This is a genomic window from Dehalococcoidia bacterium (genome assembly GCA_003597995.1).
GTDB lineage: Bacteria > Chloroflexota > Dehalococcoidia > Dehalococcoidales > UBA1222 > SURF-27.
Genome location: QZJY01000018.1, coordinates 1 through 17,761 on the forward strand (window position 1 = coordinate 1; position 17,761 = coordinate 17,761).

Consider the following 17,761-nt stretch of genomic DNA (forward strand, 5'->3'; position numbering starts at 1 on the left):
ATTCCAACATGCTGCGTCGTGTCACCTTGCCCTCCTTTGGTAACACCAATTTTGACGCAACTATCTCCCTTTCAGTAACTTCTATTATGAAGCAATGCGCCCACTAGCGCTTTTTTTAATAGTTCTGTTATAATGGTTGCACTTCTATCAACCTCAGGAGGAGAAAAACTCATGCAAAAGGGCCACAAGGCGATTGTTTGGTTTGAAGACGTAGGCCGCAAGGACATCCCGCTGGTGGGCGGCAAGGGCGCCAACCTGGGCGAGATGACCAGAGCTAAAATCCCCGTGCCTCCCGGTTTCATAGTGACCGCAGACGCTTATTACGATTTTATCCAGAACGCCGGCCTGGCTTCAAAAATCACCGCCGCGCTTAAAGGTCTGGACACCAACGACAGCAAGCGCCTGCAGCAGGCCTCCGCCCAGATCAAACAGCTCATCCTGAGTGCTCCCATGCCCCCGGAGACCGCTAAAGCCATAGAAGAGGCCTATGTCAAAATGGGCGATGGGCTGGTGGCCGTGCGCTCCTCCGCCACCGCCGAAGACCTGCCGGAAGCCTCTTTCGCCGGCCAGCAGAGCACCTTCCTTAACATTGAAGGCAAAGCCAGTGTGGTCAAGGCCGTGCAGATGTGCTGGGCCTCGCTCTTCGAGTCCCGCGCCATCTACTACCGCGACCAGCAGAAATACGACCATCTCAAGGTGGGCATCGCCGTTCCAGTACAGCGCATGGTGGCCTCCGAGGCCTCCGGCGTCATGTTCACCGTCGAGCCCCTCACCAGCGACACCAACAAGATAGTTATCGAAGCTATTTATGGTCTGGGCGAAGGCATAGTGTCCGGGGAAGTCACCCCGGACCTTTTTATTATAGATAAGAAGAGTAACAGCATCACTTCGCGCAAGATAAGCACACAGGACAAGAAACTGGTGTGCAATCCGGCGAGCAATGCTGAGCATGCCAATATATGGGTGCCCGTTTCCGGCGCCCGTGAAAAACAGAAGATAAGCGACGCGGATGTACTCAAGCTGGCCGAACTGGCCAAAGCCCTTGAAAATCATTACCAGAGCCCGCAGGACATCGAGTGGGCGGCGGAGGGCGGCAAGATATATATAGTGCAGACCCGCCCTGTCACCACTTTAAAAGACGCTTTTGAGGTCGAGCCCGAGTTAGACGCCCCCGTGCTGCTGGCCGGGGATGCCGCCAGCCCGGGGCTAGCTACCGGCCCGGTTAAAATCCTGCTCGACCCCTCCAATATAGACCAGGTGAAGGACGGCGACATCCTGGTGGCCGAGATGACCACGCCCGATTTCGTGCCCGCTATGAAACGAGCCGTGGCTATCGTCACCGACAGGGGCGGCCGCACCTCCCATGCCGCCATCGTCAGCCGCGAGCTGGGCACCCCCTGCGTGGTGGGTACCGGCGAAGCCACCAAGCTGCTGCACAACGGACAGGAAATTACTGTTGACGGCTCGCACGGCAAGGTGTATGCCGGCAAGGTATCGCGCACCGCCCAGGGCCCTTCGTTCACTTCCATGATGAAAGAGATCATCAAGACGCGCACCCGCGTTTATGTCAACCTGGCCCAGCCTGAGCTGGCCGACAAGGTGGCTGCGCGCAACGTGGACGGCGTGGGCCTGCTGCGCGCCGAGTTCATCGTCAGCCAGATAGGCGTGCATCCCCTGTATATGATAAAGAACGGCAGGCAGGAAGAGTATATCCAGAAGATGTACCAGGGCATCCTGCCCTTCGCCAAAGCCTTTTCCCCCCGCCCGGTGGTCTACCGCACCACCGACTTCAAGACCAACGAGTACAAAGAGCTGGTGGGCGGTGCCGAGTTCGAGGAAGTCGAGGAGAACCCCATGCTGGGTTACCGCGGCGCCTCGCGCTACATCACCGATAAAGAGAGCTTCAGGATGGAAATCGAGGCCATCAAACGCGTGCGCAAGGATTACAAGAACCTGTGGGTGATGATTCCGTTCGTGCGCACGGTGAACGAGCTGGCGCAGACCAAGGCTCTCATGGAAGAGTTCGGCCTCAAGCGCTCCGAGGACTTCAAGCTGTGGATGATGACCGAGATACCGGCAAACATTTTTATCATGGAGAAGTTCCTGGCGGTAGGCATCGACGGCATCTCCATCGGTTCGAACGACCTGACCCAGCTAACGCTGGGCATCGACCGCGACAGCTCCAAGCTGGCCGAAACTTTCGACGAACGCAATGACGCCGTGATGGTGGCCCTAGAGCGCGCCATAACGGTTTCCAAGAGTATGGGCGTAACCTCCTCCATCTGCGGGCAGGCGCCTTCGGTCTATCCCGAGCTGACCGAAAAGCTGGTGGCCTGGGGCATTACATCCGTTTCCGTCAGCCCCGATATGATAGGCACCACGCGCGCCATCATCGCCCGCGCCGAGGCCAAGCTCCAGGTTAAATGATCCACCGGCTGAATGTCCGGCAGCGCAGCGAAGGCAGGGAAGACGCTCTGTCGCCCTACGCCGTGAGAAGCCGCCTTTCGCGCGAACGAGAGCGGGAGGAGGAGCCGTGCGATATACGGACGGCCTTCCAGCGCGACCGCGACCGCATCCTGCACACCAACGCCTTCAGGCGGCTGAAACACAAGACGCAGGTCTTCATCGCACCTTTAGGCGACCATTATGTCACGCGCCTCACCCACACGCTGGAGGTTTCGCAGATAGCGCGCACCATCGCGCGCGCCCTTAACCTCAACGAAGACCTGGCCGAGGCTATCAGCCTGGGGCACGACCTGGGTCACACCCCGTTCGGCCACATCGGTGAGGACGTCTTGAATGAACTCTATCACGGCGGATTCCGCCACAACGAGCAGAGCCTGCGTGTAGTGGAGCTGCTGGAAAAGAACGGCGCAGGTCTCAACCTCACCTGGGAGGTGCGCGACGGCATCCTCAATCACTCCAAGGGCGAAAAGAGCATGTTCGGGCACGACTGGGGACACAGCAATTCCTACGAGGCTGAGGTGGTTAAAGTATCCGATGCCATAGCGTACATCAACCACGACATCGGCGACGCTGTGCGCGCAGGCATTCTGACCGAGGGTGACCTGCCCCAAAAAGCCTCTGATATCCTGGGGCATGCCCATTCCAAAAGGGTGAACACCATGGTGACGGACATCGTGGAGAACTCCTGGTCGGTTTCCGGCAACGTGGAGACTCAGGCGCCTCCGGTAATAAAGATGAGCGAGGAGGTGGGGCGGGCAACGGACGAGCTGCGTAACTTCATGTTCGAGCGAGTATATAATGTGGTGTCGGAAAACGAGGATGCCCGGCATGCCCGCGAGGTCTTACAGAGCCTCTACGCCTATTTGATAAAGCATGAGGAAAAGCTGCCGCCCGAGTACATGGGCTACAGCGATGAAACAGAGAGGCGCGTGGTGGACTACATCGCCGGCATGACCGACCAGTATGCGCTGAACCTGGCCTGCGAACTGGGCATCTAACTCTCCTCGCCCCTTGAGGGAGAGGACTAAGGTGAGGGGTATCTTATAAATGGTGGATGTCCGTCAAATTGGCTTGGCACGGGAACTTAGACGTAATCAAACCGATGCTGAAAAAATGCTGTGGAATAAGCTGAGAGCCTTGAGGTGTCAAGGTGGCAGATTCCGCCGGCAGCATCCTATCGGCGATTATATTGTCGATTTTTGCTGTCTGGAAGCGGCGCTCATAATTGAGCTAGACGGAGGGCATCATAATGAGGATTCAGCCGCTAACGAAGATGAATTCAGGACCGCCTGGTTGCAAAAACGTGGATACATAGTTCTGGGATTCTGGAATAATGATGTATTGAGCAACCTTGATGGCGTACTCATGGAAATTGGAGAACGCTTTACCCTCACTCCCGTCTCTCCCTGAAAGGGCGAGATGATTTTACCGCAATCTAGGTTATAATTAATACCAGATAAAATCAGTAGTATCCGAGAATTATGAGCGTAGTTGAAGAAGTAAAACAGAAGACCGACATCGTGGAGGTCATCGGGCAGTACACCGCCCTTACCAAGAGCGGCAAGACCTTCCGCGGCCTGTGCCCTTTCCACAGCGAAAAGCACGGCTCATTCTTCGTCTATCCCGACCAGCAGAGCTGGCACTGCTTCGGCGCCTGCGGCACCGGCGGAGATGTATTCTCTTTTATAATGAAAAAGGACGGCGTTACGTTCGGAGATGCGCTGCGCCTGCTGGCCGAAAAGAGCGGCGTGGTCATACCTCAGTATGCCGCCGCCGAGAAGACGCGCGAAAAGCACGACCGCCTTTACCAAGCCAACCAGGCCGCCGCTGAATATTACCATCAACTTCTACTCAGTTCGCCCGAGGCGCAAAAGGTGAGGGATTACCTGGCGCAGCGCGGGCTCAACGCCCAGTCGGTGGAGGACTTCAAGCTGGGCTATAGCCCCAATGCCTGGGACAACCTGCAAAGATACCTGCTGGAGAGGGGCTTCACCATCGCCGAACTGCTGGAGGCCGGTCTGGTAGTCGAAGGCGATAATAAAATGCAGCACGACCGCTTCCGCCACCGGCTTATGTTCCCTATCACCGACATACGCGGGCGCGTCATCGGTTTCGGCGGGCGGGCGTTAGCCGAGGACCAGCAGCCCAAGTACCTCAATTCTCCGCAGACGCCGCTTTTCGACAAGAGCTCCAACCTGTACGGGCTGCATCCGGCCAGAGACGCCATGAGGAAAGAAGAGCAGGCGGTAATCGTCGAGGGCTACATGGACGTCATCCTGCCGCACCAGTACGGCTTCAAGAACGTTATAGCGTCAATGGGAACAGCTATCGGCGAAAACCACACAGCCATACTCAAAAAGATGACCAAAAACCTGGTGCTGGCGCTCGACCCCGATAGCACCGGCGAGGCAGCCACGCTACGCTCGGTAGGGCTGGAAAACAGTCTGGGAGCTGAGATACAGGTAGCCATACTGCCGGAGGGAAAGGACCCTGACGAGATCGTCAAGGAGAATGCCGCAGAATGGCAGAGCCTGATTGCCGGAGCTATCCCCATTCTCGATTATACCTTCGAAAGAGCCACAGCCGGCCTCGACCTCAAAACGGCAAAGGGAAAGACGGATGCAGTAGAAAAGCTTATGCCCATAGTCGGCCAGATAAAGGACGTCGTGCGCCAGACCTATTACATAGACAAACTGGCGGGGCTGGTGGGGCAGAGTCCCAAAAAGCTCGAACTCCTGCTGCTGAAGAATAAAGGCGCGCAGCGCGCTAAAACCTCTACACAGGAGGCGGGGAAGTCGTCCGTCTCCAGTCCGGTGGAGGAATACTGCCTCACGGTCATCTTGAAACACCCGGAACTGCGGGAGCAATACGGTGACCTGCTTCCCGAATTTTTTGACAGTTCGGAGAACCGTGAGGTATATAATGCTATACTGGGTTGCGACGACATTTCGCAGGTGAGGGCGTCTCTGGACAGCGCGCTCTGGGAGCACTACGACCGGCTGGTGGGGCGCATACTACTGACCAATAAAATGGAGGCCAAGCTGGCTGACGCCGTGCTCCGGCTGCGCGAGGAGCACCTCAAGCGGCAGGCGCAAAACCGCGCCGACACACTGGCGGTGGATGAGGGCAACCAGCTGAGAGAGCTATTTGTTAAGAAAGAACACCTGGGTGAGGAAAAGAGGAGACAGAAGTGAGCCCCAAGAAAAAAATGGATAAACCCGTCGAAGTGGAAGTAGCCGAAATCAAAGAGGCGGCCAAGGAGGCGGGTGAAGAGGCCGAAGATGAGGTTGAAGAGGAAACCCTCAAGGAAGAAATAGACGAGGAAGAGCTCCCCACCAAGGAGGCACTCGAAGAGGTGGAGGTACCTCCGCCGGACCTTACCATCCCCGTCGAGGCGTTCGAAGAGCCGGGCGTGGTGGACGACCCGGTGCGCATGTACCTGCACGAGATAGGCCGCGTGCCGCTCCTGACCGCCGACGACGAAAAAAACCTGGCTCAGAAGATGGAGAAGGGCAAGCGCGTCGACGAGATACGCGCGTTCTTGCGCAAGAAGCTGGGACGCGACCCCTCCACCACCGAAATAATGCAGGCCATGCTCAAGGAGATAGGCCAGGCGGCGCCATTGGTGCACGCGCTGCAGAAAGAGCTGAAACTGAAACATGCCACCGGTTTCAAGAAGGCCGTCTTCGCCCCGCAGATACGCCAGGCCATCGATAATGAGATCAACCAGAACCTGACCATGGCGCTGGCGCAGGCGCTGAGCCGCCCCGTGGCGGAAATCGAGCAGATACTCATCAACCTGTCGCTTAACTCCAGCCTGCTGCCGCGCGAGGTCATAGACCAGATAGACGCCGAGGTGGTCCTCGACGGGGTGGAAAAACTGGCCGATGACCATAAATTTATAAAAGCCATACAGGCGCACGAGAAGAAGTTCACCCGTTACCTGGAAGTAATGCACGCCGAAGCCGAGAAGGCGCAAAAACACCTCATCGAAGCCAACCTGCGCCTGGTGGTTAGCGTGGCCAAGAAGCACATCGGGCGCGGCATGCCGCTGCTCGACCTGCTGCAGGAGGGCAACATCGGCTTGATACGCGCCGTGGAAAAGTTCGACTACCACCGCGGCTTTAAGTTTTCGACCTACGCCACCTGGTGGATACGCCAGGCCATTACGCGCGCCATCGCCGACCAGGCGCGCACCATACGCATACCGGTGCACATGGTTGAGACCATCAACAAGCTGCTCTCCGTGAGCCGCCAGCTTTCGCAGGAACACGGGCGCGAGCCCACCCCCAAGGAAATCGGCGACCTGATGGAAATGTCGCCCGACCGCGTGCGCGAAATTATCAAGGTATCGCAACTGCCCATCTCGCTGGAATCGCCCATCGGCGAAGAAGAAGACAGCCACCTGGGCGACTTCATCGAGGACCAGAATGCCATGGCGCCGCCCGACGCCGCATCCAGACAGCTCCTCAAAGAGCAGATTGACGGGGTGCTGTCCAGCCTGACCCCGCGCGAGAGGAGAGTGCTCCAGCTGCGTTTCGGTCTCGAGGATGGGCGCAGCCGCACGCTGGAAGAGGTGGGCAAGGAGTTCAACGTTACCCGCGAGCGCATCCGCCAGATAGAGGCCAAGGCGCTCAGGAAGCTGAGACATCCCACCCGCAGCAGGAAGCTCAAGGATTATCTGGAATAAAACTACCGTTTTATAAGGAGCGAGGGCATTCTCCTCGCTCCGTTATGTTATAATTACAGCGATAGGATTGTTATGCAATATACAATCGTAATACGAAAAGCCCCCGATAGCTTTTATATCGCAAGCTGCCCGCTCGTCCCTGAAGCTCATGCGCAGGGTGAGTCATACGAGGAATGCCTGGCCAATATTAAAGAAGCGCTCGAACTCTGCATTGAATACCGCAAAGAACTGGGAGAAGAAATTCCCGATGAAGTCGGGATGAATCGTGTCACCCTGGCGGTATGAAAAAGCTAACACCCTTAAAAGTAAACGAAGTGATAAGGGCGCTTCATGCACTCGGATTCGAAAAGGTCAGACAAAAAGGCAGTCACGCATTATTTCATCATCCGGATTGCCGTAGAGCACCCATACCGGTTCATCCATCCAAAACCATAAGCCCTTACCTGCTTTCTGATATCCTCAAACAACTTAGAATAAGCACGGATGATTTTTTGTGTGCCTTGGAATAACCGATAAACAGTATGAACCCACTGACTCACCCCGCAGGAAAAGCCGCCAGCCTATTGGTTGTGGCGAGCCTGTTGCTCATGATTACCGGATGCTCAGCCAGACAGACAACTAGCTCCCCTCCCTCTACAACGGCATCGAAAGTGCTCCGTAAAGGTGTCGGCTTTACGCCCAAAAGCTTCGCTGCCGGGGATTTTAATCAATTCTTCAGTCTGGCCGGCCAGGCCGGCGGCGTCGTGATGTGGGCTGGAGACTGGTTGGAACTAGAGATCGGCTCAGGAGCGCCTTCCGTGCTGGTGCAGACAGCATCGACACGCGGCTGCACTCCAGTGTTCGCGTTTCAGTTTTTCGAGCCATCCACAGGCGCCCTTTTAAGGCCGCTGGATGAAGCCACCATGAAGCGGTACAAGACAGCTGCCTCTGCTTTCGTGCAAAAATACAGGCCGGCATATCTCGGCATCGGCGTCGAGGTTAACCTACTTTATGAAAAATCCTCCTCGGACTTCGAAGCCTTCGTGCAGTTCTATAACGAGGTTTACCAGTCATTAAAAGGCATATCTCCAACAACCAAAGTTTTTACCATCTTTCAACTTGAGAAAATGAAAGGACTCCGCGGAGGTTTGTTCGGAGGCACGAATGACGCGGCTAAAAACGAGTGGGCTCTACTGGATAGATTCACCAACTCCGACCTGGCGGCATTCACCACCTACCCCGGTCTTATATACAAAGACCCTGCGGCAATACCGGCGGACTACTACACGGAAATCGCCAAGCACACTGCCAAACCCATAGCCTTTACCGAAATCGGCTGGCACAGCGCGGCCAGTCCCCTCGGGTGGGAAGGCAGCGAGGATGAGCAGTCGGCCTTCGTGCGTTCGTTCTTCTCTTTGACTCAAGACCTGAACCCATTGCTGGAGTTGTGGAGCTTCCTTTACGACCAGAACACCACCGAGCCATTCAACAGCATGGGGCTGATGCGTCAGGACAGCAGCCCCAAAACAGCTTTTAACGAGTGGGTGGCAGGGTCGTAGAGTCAAAAGTCGAGGTTGGCACCTCGGGGACCATTCGAGAACCAAACAAAAACGAGGGGTGTTTCCACTCGTTTTTTATAATCGTCACAGTAAATTTAGACCAAGTCGCTTTAATTATTATCGTCTGTGAGCAGGGGTAATTTTAAAAACCTACCTTCTGCGGTACTTGCTGTGGTGGCAGGCTTCATCCTTATTGTGTGAGATGGGTAGAGCTTCGACAACGCTGACGGACCTGTTGCCAAGCATTTTGCCGTCGAGTCCGTGAACAGCGGCTTCGCCCTGGGACTTCAACGCCATCTCAACATAAGCGTAAGCCCTGGGCTGCTGGCTGCCAATATAAGCGTCGCTCATCACGCTTACGGATACCACCTGCCCGAAGACTCCGAAGGCTAAGCGCAATTCATCTTCAGTAACGGCCAAGGTCAGGTTGCCGATATAGAGATATGAAGTGGCCGACCTCGGTGAATAGCCCGCCATTCGCTGAACTGACATCGTATGCCTCCTGACACCGGCTGTCCGTGTGTTACCGGCTCACTCCGTAGAAGACAACAGGGGGCTGGATAAATCCAGCCCCCTGAGTTTTCACCAGATCCGAAGTCCTGGTTTAGCGCTTTACTTTGCGATAGCAGTCGCTGCAATAGACCGGTTTGCCATTGCGAGGTTCGAAGGGAACCTGGGTGGCTTTGCCGCAGTCTGAGCAAGTAGCCGGGAACATTTGACGGGGGGCGTAGCTTCCGCTATTGCCGCTGCTGTAGCTGTTGCCGCTATACCCGCCGCTGTTGCTGGTCCCGCGTTCTGCTTTCCTGGCATCGCGACACGTGTTGCAGCGCTTGGGCTCATTGGTGTAGCCTTTGGACTGGAAAAATTCCTGGTCCTGAGTGCTGAAAGTGAACGTGGCTCCGCAATCGGAACACTGAAGTGATTTGTCCTGAAAACTCATTTGGATGACCTCCTCTCTTTTAAAACCAGTTAGAGTTTGGGTCGTCCAATTATGAGGGGAAAAACCGGGGAATTCCCGAAGACTGTATAACCTAAACTTAAACTTGCTGTTATTATACAACATCGGGAAGCATAATGCAATTCGACTGGTCTCAGTGCCTTAGATAACGTTAGATTAGGACGGAAACCACCACCCCTTATCCGCCACCAGCAAATGCTTCCCGCTGAAATATTGCTCCAGCTCTGAAGTAATGCGCCCTTCGTCTGACGGCGTAGTAGAAAGAGAGAAACCGGGAGGATAGCCAAAATCGAGCTTAATAGCGGTATGAGTGCTATCCAGTTTCATGATGCTGTCCATAATGACTATTCCATCGTACGTGGATGAGGACACCAGTGAATAGAACTTTCCACGGCAGACCTCGGTTCCGTTAATTTTAAGGATAAAATCGCGCTGATAGAGGCTCTGCGCCAGCTTTGGGATAGTCGTGGAGGTTTGAAAAGAGTTCCATTTTTCGATGCCCTTAGGTGTGAGTTCGAGAGAATAATCCAGGCTGTGGTAAGCCTTGATATGCTCAAGCGAAATCACCTGTTCGCCGCTATCGGCTAGATAGATTCCGAAGCTGCCGTCCGATCTGGCGCAGGCTGACGGAAGCAGCAACAACAATAAAATTGAAATGGTTGCTAAAAGAGTCATAATTCGTTTCATGGCCTTCACCTCTCAATCAGAATATCCTTAATATCGCATCGAGAGTGCAACACCCTGCCAGATTCTTCGCTGCGCTCAGAATGAGAGTGTTATCAAGCCTTATGTAATGTTGAAGCGCCGCCGCTGCGCACGTCGCCCATGGTGGGGTTGCCCACCCAGCTAACGTTGGATGCGCCCATGGCATCGATATCCAGCCTGCCGTCCGCCTTGACCACGGCGCTCGACGCTCCGGCCACCTTTAATTTCGCGTTATGCACGGTAAAGCGTTCCAGCTTGCCCTGGCTGGCGCCCTTGATGTCGATAACAGCGTCGTAAGCGCTGCCTGAAAGCTCCACGCGGCTTGCTCCCAGTACATCCAAGCGCACATCTCCCGAAAGCTCGAACTCGCCCTTTATACGGCTCGCTCCCAAAATATTTACACTGCCTTTAGCCCCTTTGACCTTCTTGAATTCCAGGTTACTGGCGCCCTTCACGCGGAAGTCCACATTGCCGGCACTGATGTTGCCCAAGCTAAGACCGCTGGCTCCCTCCAGTTCGGCGGAGAAATCGTGAGTCGTGTCAAAATCGCCGGTCTCGCCGTGGCTGGCCCCGCTAATGCGCAGCTCGCGTAGCTCCGGCAGGGTGATGCTGGCACTGGGATGGCTCCACCAGGTGAGAAACCACCACAGGTAGGTATACCAGGCAATGCCGATGCGCAACGTGTCCCCTTCGCGCGAGACCTCGATGACCTTGAAAGGGTCGCTGGTGATGCTCACCTTGAAGGCGTCAGCCCGCGTAATGTTAAATTCAAAAGCGCCACTCACGCGGATGCGGTCGAAACCCTGAAAATCATAGTCTCTGGTAGACATAGCGTAACCTCCTTTTCTATGTTCTCAAGATGATTGTATCACTTGCTGTCAAACAAAGGACTAAATACAATGGAGAGGCTCCTCTATGCGAGCACGAAGCATCAAATCCTGCACAATATCGGAATCCAGGTGTACCGGACATTAGAATTTTGGTAAGTCGAATTTGTTTCGTGCTTCGATATTCGAATTTCGTATTTGCTGCATCCCTCGTTGTTTTCGTACCCGAAAGCCCCCCAGCCAGGCTTTTTGCCAAAGAGGGAAACATGCACTTTACTCATATTTTACCGGTTTGTTGTATGATATAAATTAGGCCTTTCGCATACACTTTTATTTTCATTCGCAGGGAGAAGAACAATGAAAAACATCTTTAAGATATTGGCGGTATCGACGCTGACGGCTCTTGCCATCGTCAGCTCCAGTTGCGGCCTGCTGACGGCGTCGACGCTGACGCAGACCAGCACGGTCACAGCTCCAGCGGCCACGACGACGATTGCAAGCAGCGGCGGTTCGAGCGGCTTTCTCGACTTCTCCGCTGTCGTTGAGAAAGTAAGGCCGTCTGTGGTGCAGGTGGAAACCGATATCGCCGCGGGTTCTGGCTGGGTGGTAGATGCCAGCGGCATCATCGTCACCAACGCCCACGTGCTGGAGGACGCCGGAGGGGTGGATCAGATAAAGGTGATCACCTCCGACGGTAAAAGCTACATAGCTACATCAATAAAAACAGATGTTTCCTCCGACCTGGCCATCATCCGGATCAATGCCAGCGGGCTCACCGCCGCCAGCATCGGCAGCTCGGCAGCTCTCAAAGTGGGGCAACCTGTGGCCGCCATCGGCAACGCCTTAAGTCTGGGCATCAGCATGACGGGAGGCTGGGTTAGCCGCTTGAATGCCACTGTCACCGATGAAAACGGGGTGACCTACGTGGACTTAATCGGCACCGATACCGCCATAAACTTTGGCAACAGCGGCGGGCCGCTGGTCAACACCAGCGGCCAGGTGGTGGGCATTACCAGCATCAAGCTCATCGAAGAGGGCGTGGAAGGAGTGGGCTACGCTATCGCTATAGACTCGGCCATGCCTATCATCCAGCAGCTCATCAATAGCGGCTACGTCGCGCGCGCTTTTATGGGGGTGAACGGGCTGACGACGGTGGACAGCATAGTGGCGGCGCAGAATAACCTGGGAACAAACAGCGGCGTGATGATCGGCGGGGTGGTGGCTGGCAGCCCGGCGGACAAGGCGGGGCTCAAAGCCAAGGATGTCATCACCGCCGTGGACGGCACCGAAATCACCACCAACGGCCAACTGGTGCGCCTGATTCAGGCCAAGGCACCCGGGACACAGGTCAAGATAACCTTTTACCGCGGCACGAGCAAGTCCACCGTGACGGTGACGCTGGGTTCGACGCCCCCGCCGACGCAATAACCAATTGTGACACCATGGGCCAAAGATAATTTTCCATTATAGGGGGCAGGTTTGAAACCCGCCCCCTTTTTTACGTCCTCCCGGAGATAAATTGCCAATCGCTGTGCTAAAATATACGGCAAGGCGAAAAAAGCATGATTCCAGTCAATCTCAGGATGCGCAATTTCATGCCGTATAAAGGCGATGCGCAAGCGCTTTGCTTCACGCCCATCCACACCACCTGCATCTCCGGCGATAACGGCGCCGGCAAATCCTCCATCATCGATGCTATCACCTGGGCGCTGTGGGGAAAATCGCGCGCCAAGAGCGACGATGACCTCATCCATCAGGGTGAGAACGAAACCGAGGTTGAGTTCGATTTCAGCTCCGGCGGGCAGCTCTATCGCGTCATACGCAAGCACGCCCGGCCCAAAGGCAAAAGGGCATCCGGGCAGAGCAGCCTTGACCTCTTCATCTGTAATGAGGGAACGTATCTGCCCCTCACCACCGAGCGCATCAGCCAGACGCAGGAAAAGATAGGGTCCATCCTGCACATGGACTATGACACCTTCACCAACAGCGCATATCTGCGCCAGGGTCACGCCGACGAGTTCACGCGCCAGCCGCCCGCCAAACGCAAAGAGGTGCTGGCCAGCATACTGGGGCTTTCGGTCTATGACGAGTACGAGGATAAAGCCAGAGAGAAAGCCAGGGAGGCCGAACAGGCCAAGCTGCAGCTTTCAGCGGGCATAGCAGAGATTGAGACGGAGCTGGCGCAGAGACCGGCCCGCGAGGAGGAGCTGAAACAGGCAGAGGCCACAGCCGCAGAGATAGACGCCTCCGTGAGCGAGAAGGAAACGGGGCTGAAACAGCTCAGGCTGGAAGTACAGGCTCTGGAAGGCATCCGGACGCAGCTTGCTCAGTGCGAGGCTGCCATCAAACGCAACAACGAAGACCTCAGGCGCGAACAGGAACGTCTGGAACAGAGCAAGGCGCACGTTGCAGAGTACCAAAAACTCCTGGACGGCCGGACGGCTATAGAATCGGACTATCAGGAACTGCAAAAGGCGCGCCGGCTCTACGACGAGCTCAACCAGCAGGCCAGGCAACTTTCCAGGCTGAGCGAGAAGAAGAACCAGTATGAAAAAGCGCGCGACCGCGCGCAATCCGACCTCAATACCCAGCACAAGCTCATCGAAAACAGCATCCAGCAGCTCGAGGCCAGAGCGGCAAAATTGCCCGGATTGAGGGCGGAACAGCAGAAGCTGGCTCCCGTCAGGCAGGCAAACGAGCAGACCGAGGCAGATATCAAGGCCAGGCGTGATGAGAGCCTCCAAAAACAGTCTGCCCTATCCAAACTGGCCGCCGGAATCAGCCGTCTGAAACAGGACATCGCCGAGATTGACGAAAAGCTGGCGCTTCTTGCAGAAACGGAAGGCGGAGCCCACTGCCCGTTATGCGAGACAGACCTGGGCAGCGAAAAACTCGAACTGGTAGAGAGCAAATACGCCCGGGAAAAAAATGAAAAGCTACAGTCCATCAAACGTAGCGAGGGTGACTTGTCAAAGTTGTCAGCGGAGATTAAATCACTCAACGTCGAGATACCCCGATTGGAAGCCAGTCAAAAGCAGGAAAGCTACACCCTCACCAGCCAGGAGAGCCGCTTAACGCAGGCCATGAAAGAGGCGGTTGAGGCTTCATCCAGTCTGGAAGGTGAAAGGCAGAAGCTGGCGCAAATCGAAGAGACGCTGGCCAGGCAGGACTATGCCCGCCCCGAGCAGGAGACCATCGCCCGCATCGAGGCCGAGATGGCTGGACTGGCCTACGATGAAAAGAAACACGACTCCCTCCAGCAGGAAGTGGAACGGCTCAAGCCATGCGAGGAGGAAAAGCAACGACTGGACGAAGCGTTAAAGCTCATGGCGCAGGAAAAAGAGAACACAGTCAGATCGAAGGCGGTCATCGCCGACATCAACGCGCGCCTGGCCGAGGACAGCCTGACGCAACAACAGCTCGCGGGAAAGCTATCCGCTCTGCCGGAAATGGCGCAAAAACTGGCGGAGGCCGAGGCCGATTTCAAGCGGCTGTCAGAGGAGCAAAAATCCGCCAGGGAAAGACTGGCAGTACTCAGGGAGCAGATTAAGAGGCTCGCTGAGATGGAAAAACGCTCGGCGGAGAAACGCAAATCCCTCGCCGAGGCCGCCGAAAACGAGTCCATCTACCGCCAGCTGGCCCAGATATTCGGCAAAAAGGGCATACAGGCCATGCTCATCGAGACGGCGCTGCCCGAAATAGAAGCCGAGGCCAACCGTCTGCTCTCTCGCATGACCGACGGGCGCATGGCCCTCACCTTCGAGACACAACAGGCCACCAAGAAAGGGGATATCTCCGAGACGCTGGACATCAAAATCGCCGACGAGCTCGGCACGCGCAACTACGAGATGTTTTCGGGAGGAGAGGCCTTCAGGATAGATTTTTCAGTGCGCATAGCCCTGTCGCGGTTATTAGCACGCAGAGCCGGAGCCCCCCTGCCTACGCTCATCATCGACGAGGGCTTCGGCACACAGGACGCCGACGGCATCGAAAAGCTCAAGGAAGCCATCAACTCGGTGCAGGACGACTTTCAGAAGATACTGGTCATCACGCACATCGACGAACTGAAAGACGCCTTCCCGACCAGGATTGACGTGGTTAAAACAGCGGATGGTTCGACGATAGAAGTGAGCTAGAGGCTCAATTTTCCTCTCCCTTTTGCAAAAGGGAGACCTTGGCTTCGCCAAGGAGAGGGTTTTGCCCAACCATGTTGATGTATAACAACAGCCTCAAAGAGTTCGCCAAAGAGCTTCGCAGGCGGATGACCGATGCCGAAATCCGCTTGTGGGCTCGACTGAGATTGCACAGGCTAAAAGGATATCGATTCCAACGTCAAAGAATAATCGGAAACTACATCGTAGATTTTTACTGCCCATCGGCCAAGTTGGTGATTGAACTTGATGGCGGCCAGCATTATTCTGAGGAGAAACAATCTGCCGATTCCCGGCGTGATGATTATTTAAAGGGCAAAGGACTGAGTGTGCTTAGATTTTCGGACACAGACGCGCTCACGAACACTGATGCGGTTGTTGAAGAAATCCTGAGACGTGTCGAGCAAAACCCCCTTTAATCCCCCTTTTGCCAAAGGGGGAGTTGGCAATCAAAAACCTCCAACCCCAGCGCGATGAACTCCTCCAGCGTCATGCCGAGCATTCGTTTCGGGATTTATTCTACTCTGGGGATTTTCGGAAGTCCCGAAGAGTCAGTAACGGTAAGGGGTTGAAGATTTAGATTGTCGAGTACAGAGGAGCCATAGGCGACATACGTAGATTTATTGGTCCGGAGCAACTCTGCGCCGCGCTTAAGCGGAATACTCGCGTTGTAAGCTACATTATCAGCATCAGGTCTGTTTATATAGACTCTGGGAACGTTTTGCAAAAATGTAGGATTGTCGTAGGTTGTCACAAACATATGGCGCCTTGTTCCATTTGAATCAGTACAATATACCCAGTAACCTCCGAAACTTCCATCGCTCTTATTAGTTCCGACGATATTTCCATCGATTGGCATCGGCACTACATAATCTTTGTCTACCTTTATCATTATTCCAAGAAAGTCTATGACGGTTGTTTTCCCGTCCAGGGTTAAGTTTACTTTGTCAATAGTCGAATTGTATTCAATAATGTCTCCCTGCTTGGGAGGGACAAAATACAAGAGGGGATTACCTTCAGAGTCAAAAGAGGGAAGACTTTGTATGGTTTCCAATGTGGTATTTAATGTATTATTATCTCCAATAAGGGAGGTAACTATTGATTGTTTACCATCCTCGGAAGTTTTCTTCTCGCCTATTGATGGGTCAAATGATGTGGGAACATCAGCGGCGTCGTATGTTTTCTTAAAGGGACCGAGCTCTAGTTTGTAAGCGGCTCCTCCGGCAATAGCTGCCAGTCCAAGTCCGCCAATCATTTTGAGAAAACTTCTTCGGGTAGTTCCGCCGGAATTAATTTCGTTTTTCATAGATAATTAGCTCATCTTAATACAATCCGTCTATAAATGATATAGGTGTGTCATTACCATTTTTATATTTGGAGTTCGGATTTTTCGTTACAGCCCCAGCTCCCCGCTTATCCCCTTCATCGCCTCAAGCCCCAGCGCAATGAATTCCTCCAGCGTCAGGCCGAGTGTTGAGCAGGTGGCAATCTGCTCGCGGTTGGCGCCCGCGGCAAAGCTCTTTTCCTTGAAGCGCTTGCGGATTGATGACGCCTCGACAATAGCCAGCTTCTTTTCGGGCCGTATCAGCGCGCCTGCCGTAATGAGGCCGGTTAGCGGGTCGGCGCAAAAGAGGGCTTTATCCATGCGGCTCTCGCAGGCCGCCCCGTGCGCCTCGTTATGGCACAAAATGGCATGCACCACCCCGGGGCTTGCGCCCATCTTCTGCGCCATTTCGGCGCTGAGCTTGCTGTGGTTGGTCATGTCCCCGGCGAGGATTTCGTAATCAATGTCATGCAGCAGGCCGGCCAGCCCCCACTCCTCCTCATCCTCCCCGAATTTTCGCGCCAGCGCCCGCATGATGGCTTCGGCGGCCAGCATGTGCTTGACCAGGTTTTGATTCTTCACGTTATCCGTAACGGCCTTGAGAGCTTCCGCCCTGTTCATCATTCCCTCCGCTGATTTTCAAACGATTAGTGTTTATCTTAACTGAGAAAACATAGTAAATCAATCAAAGCCGTATGTCCTCCCTTTGACAAAAGAGCTTGCCCTGAGCCTGCCGAAGGGGAGGTTAGGAAGGATTTTCCTTTGTCGTTGCGAGCGAGTCCGCTGAGACGGACGAGCGTGGCAATCTCGTCCCCCTCGCGCATGTCATTCCCGCACATTCGTCCGCCTGAGGCGGGCTCAGTGTAAACTCCGCCGGGGGAGGGAATCCAGCGTCGGGCATCCCTCCCTTTGGAAAAGGGAGGTCAGGAGGGATTCTTTCTGATGAAAATCACCAATTTGGCATTTGTCTCTGCAGGGATACGGTATGCCGTGCCCTGAAACTCTTATAGATACCCACGCGCAAGCGCGTGGTTCTTTATATTTCAAGCTTCGCTTGTCCTGAATCCTGGCGACCTTGGTATTCAACATACTTGAGTATCTG

General features: G+C 54.9%; 17 protein-coding genes. 11 read left to right on the forward strand and 6 right to left on the reverse strand.

Translation table 11 applies throughout. The annotated features are described in order from the left end of the window. Positions 1–171: 171 nt before the first annotated feature. The 8 genes from C4542_02785 to C4542_02820 all read left to right on the forward strand — a co-directional run bounded on the left by C4542_02785 (position 172) and on the right by C4542_02820 (position 8,694). Entirely contained in the window at positions 172–2,427 is a 2,256-nt protein-coding gene (locus C4542_02785) for a phosphoenolpyruvate synthase (protein ID RJO62640.1), read from the forward strand. Next, positions 2,424–3,464 carry a deoxyguanosinetriphosphate triphosphohydrolase gene (locus C4542_02790; GenBank protein ID RJO62641.1) on the forward strand — a complete coding sequence of 347 codons (1,041 nt, stop codon included), beginning with the start codon at positions 2,424–2,426 and terminating at the stop codon, positions 3,462–3,464. Before C4542_02785 ends, C4542_02790 begins: the two co-directional genes overlap by 4 nt. 49 nt (positions 3,465–3,513) lie before the next feature. Continuing rightward, complete coding sequence (locus tag C4542_02795; protein RJO62642.1) at positions 3,514–3,876, forward strand: endonuclease domain-containing protein; 363 nt, start codon at positions 3,514–3,516, stop codon at positions 3,874–3,876. 71 nt (positions 3,877–3,947) lie between these two features. After that, positions 3,948–5,660 carry a DNA primase gene (locus C4542_02800; GenBank protein RJO62643.1) on the forward strand — a complete coding sequence of 571 codons (1,713 nt, stop codon included), beginning with the start codon at positions 3,948–3,950 and terminating at the stop codon, positions 5,658–5,660. Between the two features lie 14 nt (positions 5,661–5,674). Further along, a complete protein-coding gene (rpoD, locus tag C4542_02805; protein ID RJO62656.1) occupies positions 5,675–7,156 on the forward strand; it encodes an RNA polymerase sigma factor RpoD in 1,482 nt (493 codons plus the stop codon). Between the two features lie 72 nt (positions 7,157–7,228). Further along, positions 7,229–7,441 (forward strand): type II toxin-antitoxin system HicB family antitoxin, encoded by a 213-nt coding sequence (locus tag C4542_02810; protein RJO62644.1) that lies wholly within the window; start codon positions 7,229–7,231, stop codon positions 7,439–7,441. Further along, positions 7,438–7,665, forward strand: coding sequence for a type II toxin-antitoxin system HicA family toxin (locus tag C4542_02815; protein ID RJO62645.1), 228 nt, complete (start codon positions 7,438–7,440; stop codon positions 7,663–7,665). Before C4542_02810 ends, C4542_02815 begins: the two co-directional genes overlap by 4 nt. 141 nt (positions 7,666–7,806) lie before the next feature. After that, the gene (locus tag C4542_02820; protein ID RJO62646.1) at positions 7,807–8,694 is read left to right on the forward strand and encodes a hypothetical protein; all 888 of its coding nucleotides are present in this window, start codon (positions 7,807–7,809) and stop codon (positions 8,692–8,694) included. Positions 8,695–8,844: 150 nt separating this feature from the next. Here C4542_02820 and C4542_02825 read toward each other — a convergent pair whose 3' ends face one another. From C4542_02825 to C4542_02840, 4 genes are all read right to left on the reverse strand, one after another. Then, on the reverse strand, positions 8,845–9,171 hold the full coding sequence (locus C4542_02825; protein ID RJO62647.1) for an RNA-binding protein: 327 nt from the start codon (positions 9,169–9,171) through the stop codon (positions 8,845–8,847). Between the two features lie 127 nt (positions 9,172–9,298). Continuing rightward, the gene (locus C4542_02830; GenBank protein RJO62648.1) at positions 9,299–9,634 is read right to left on the reverse strand and encodes a zinc-binding protein; all 336 of its coding nucleotides are present in this window, start codon (positions 9,632–9,634) and stop codon (positions 9,299–9,301) included. A gap of 174 nt (positions 9,635–9,808) precedes the next feature. Then, positions 9,809–10,327, reverse strand: coding sequence for a hypothetical protein (locus C4542_02835; protein RJO62649.1), 519 nt, complete (start codon positions 10,325–10,327; stop codon positions 9,809–9,811). Between the two features lie 104 nt (positions 10,328–10,431). Further along, positions 10,432–11,187, reverse strand: a complete 756-nt coding sequence (locus C4542_02840; GenBank protein ID RJO62650.1) for a hypothetical protein — start codon at positions 11,185–11,187, stop codon at positions 10,432–10,434. Between the two features lie 354 nt (positions 11,188–11,541). On the opposite strand from C4542_02840, the gene C4542_02845 reads away from it, so the two are divergent. From C4542_02845 to C4542_02855, 3 genes are all read left to right on the forward strand, one after another. Beyond that, positions 11,542–12,612: a PDZ domain-containing protein gene (locus C4542_02845; GenBank protein ID RJO62651.1), complete on the forward strand. Its 1,071-nt coding sequence runs from the start codon at positions 11,542–11,544 to the stop codon at positions 12,610–12,612. Between the two features lie 134 nt (positions 12,613–12,746). After that, a complete protein-coding gene (locus tag C4542_02850) occupies positions 12,747–15,320 on the forward strand; it encodes an SMC family ATPase (protein RJO62652.1) in 2,574 nt (857 codons plus the stop codon). Between the two features lie 71 nt (positions 15,321–15,391). Then, positions 15,392–15,754: an endonuclease domain-containing protein gene (locus C4542_02855; GenBank protein RJO62653.1), complete on the forward strand. Its 363-nt coding sequence runs from the start codon at positions 15,392–15,394 to the stop codon at positions 15,752–15,754. Positions 15,755–15,849: 95 nt separating this feature from the next. Here the strand turns inward: C4542_02855 and C4542_02860 are convergent, their stop codons facing one another. After that, complete coding sequence (locus C4542_02860) at positions 15,850–16,641, reverse strand: twin-arginine translocation signal domain-containing protein (protein ID RJO62654.1); 792 nt, start codon at positions 16,639–16,641, stop codon at positions 15,850–15,852. Positions 16,642–16,728: 87 nt separating this feature from the next. Continuing rightward, positions 16,729–17,280: an HDIG domain-containing protein gene (locus C4542_02865; protein ID RJO62655.1), complete on the reverse strand. Its 552-nt coding sequence runs from the start codon at positions 17,278–17,280 to the stop codon at positions 16,729–16,731. Between the last annotated feature and the right edge of the window lie 481 nt (positions 17,281–17,761).

Coding starts and splice junctions, on each gene's coding strand:
- C4542_02790 (RJO62641.1), top strand. CDS start 2,424: ATGATCCACCGGCTGAATGTCCGGCAGCGCAGCGAAGGCAGGGAAGAC.
- C4542_02785 (RJO62640.1), top strand. CDS start 172: ATGCAAAAGGGCCACAAGGCGATTGTTTGGTTTGAAGACGTAGGCCGC.
- C4542_02810 (RJO62644.1), top strand. CDS start 7,229: ATGCAATATACAATCGTAATACGAAAAGCCCCCGATAGCTTTTATATC.
- C4542_02835 (RJO62649.1), bottom strand. CDS start 10,327: ATGACTCTTTTAGCAACCATTTCAATTTTATTGTTGTTGCTGCTTCCG.
- C4542_02855 (RJO62653.1), top strand. CDS start 15,392: ATGTTGATGTATAACAACAGCCTCAAAGAGTTCGCCAAAGAGCTTCGC.
- rpoD (RJO62656.1), top strand. CDS start 5,675: ATGGATAAACCCGTCGAAGTGGAAGTAGCCGAAATCAAAGAGGCGGCC.
- C4542_02795 (RJO62642.1), top strand. CDS start 3,514: ATGGTGGATGTCCGTCAAATTGGCTTGGCACGGGAACTTAGACGTAAT.
- C4542_02825 (RJO62647.1), bottom strand. CDS start 9,171: ATGGCGGGCTATTCACCGAGGTCGGCCACTTCATATCTCTATATCGGC.
- C4542_02865 (RJO62655.1), bottom strand. CDS start 17,280: ATGAACAGGGCGGAAGCTCTCAAGGCCGTTACGGATAACGTGAAGAAT.
- C4542_02840 (RJO62650.1), bottom strand. CDS start 11,187: ATGTCTACCAGAGACTATGATTTTCAGGGTTTCGACCGCATCCGCGTG.
- C4542_02850 (RJO62652.1), top strand. CDS start 12,747: ATGATTCCAGTCAATCTCAGGATGCGCAATTTCATGCCGTATAAAGGC.
- C4542_02830 (RJO62648.1), bottom strand. CDS start 9,634: ATGAGTTTTCAGGACAAATCACTTCAGTGTTCCGATTGCGGAGCCACG.
- C4542_02845 (RJO62651.1), top strand. CDS start 11,542: ATGAAAAACATCTTTAAGATATTGGCGGTATCGACGCTGACGGCTCTT.
- C4542_02800 (RJO62643.1), top strand. CDS start 3,948: ATGAGCGTAGTTGAAGAAGTAAAACAGAAGACCGACATCGTGGAGGTC.
- C4542_02815 (RJO62645.1), top strand. CDS start 7,438: ATGAAAAAGCTAACACCCTTAAAAGTAAACGAAGTGATAAGGGCGCTT.
- C4542_02860 (RJO62654.1), bottom strand. CDS start 16,641: ATGAAAAACGAAATTAATTCCGGCGGAACTACCCGAAGAAGTTTTCTC.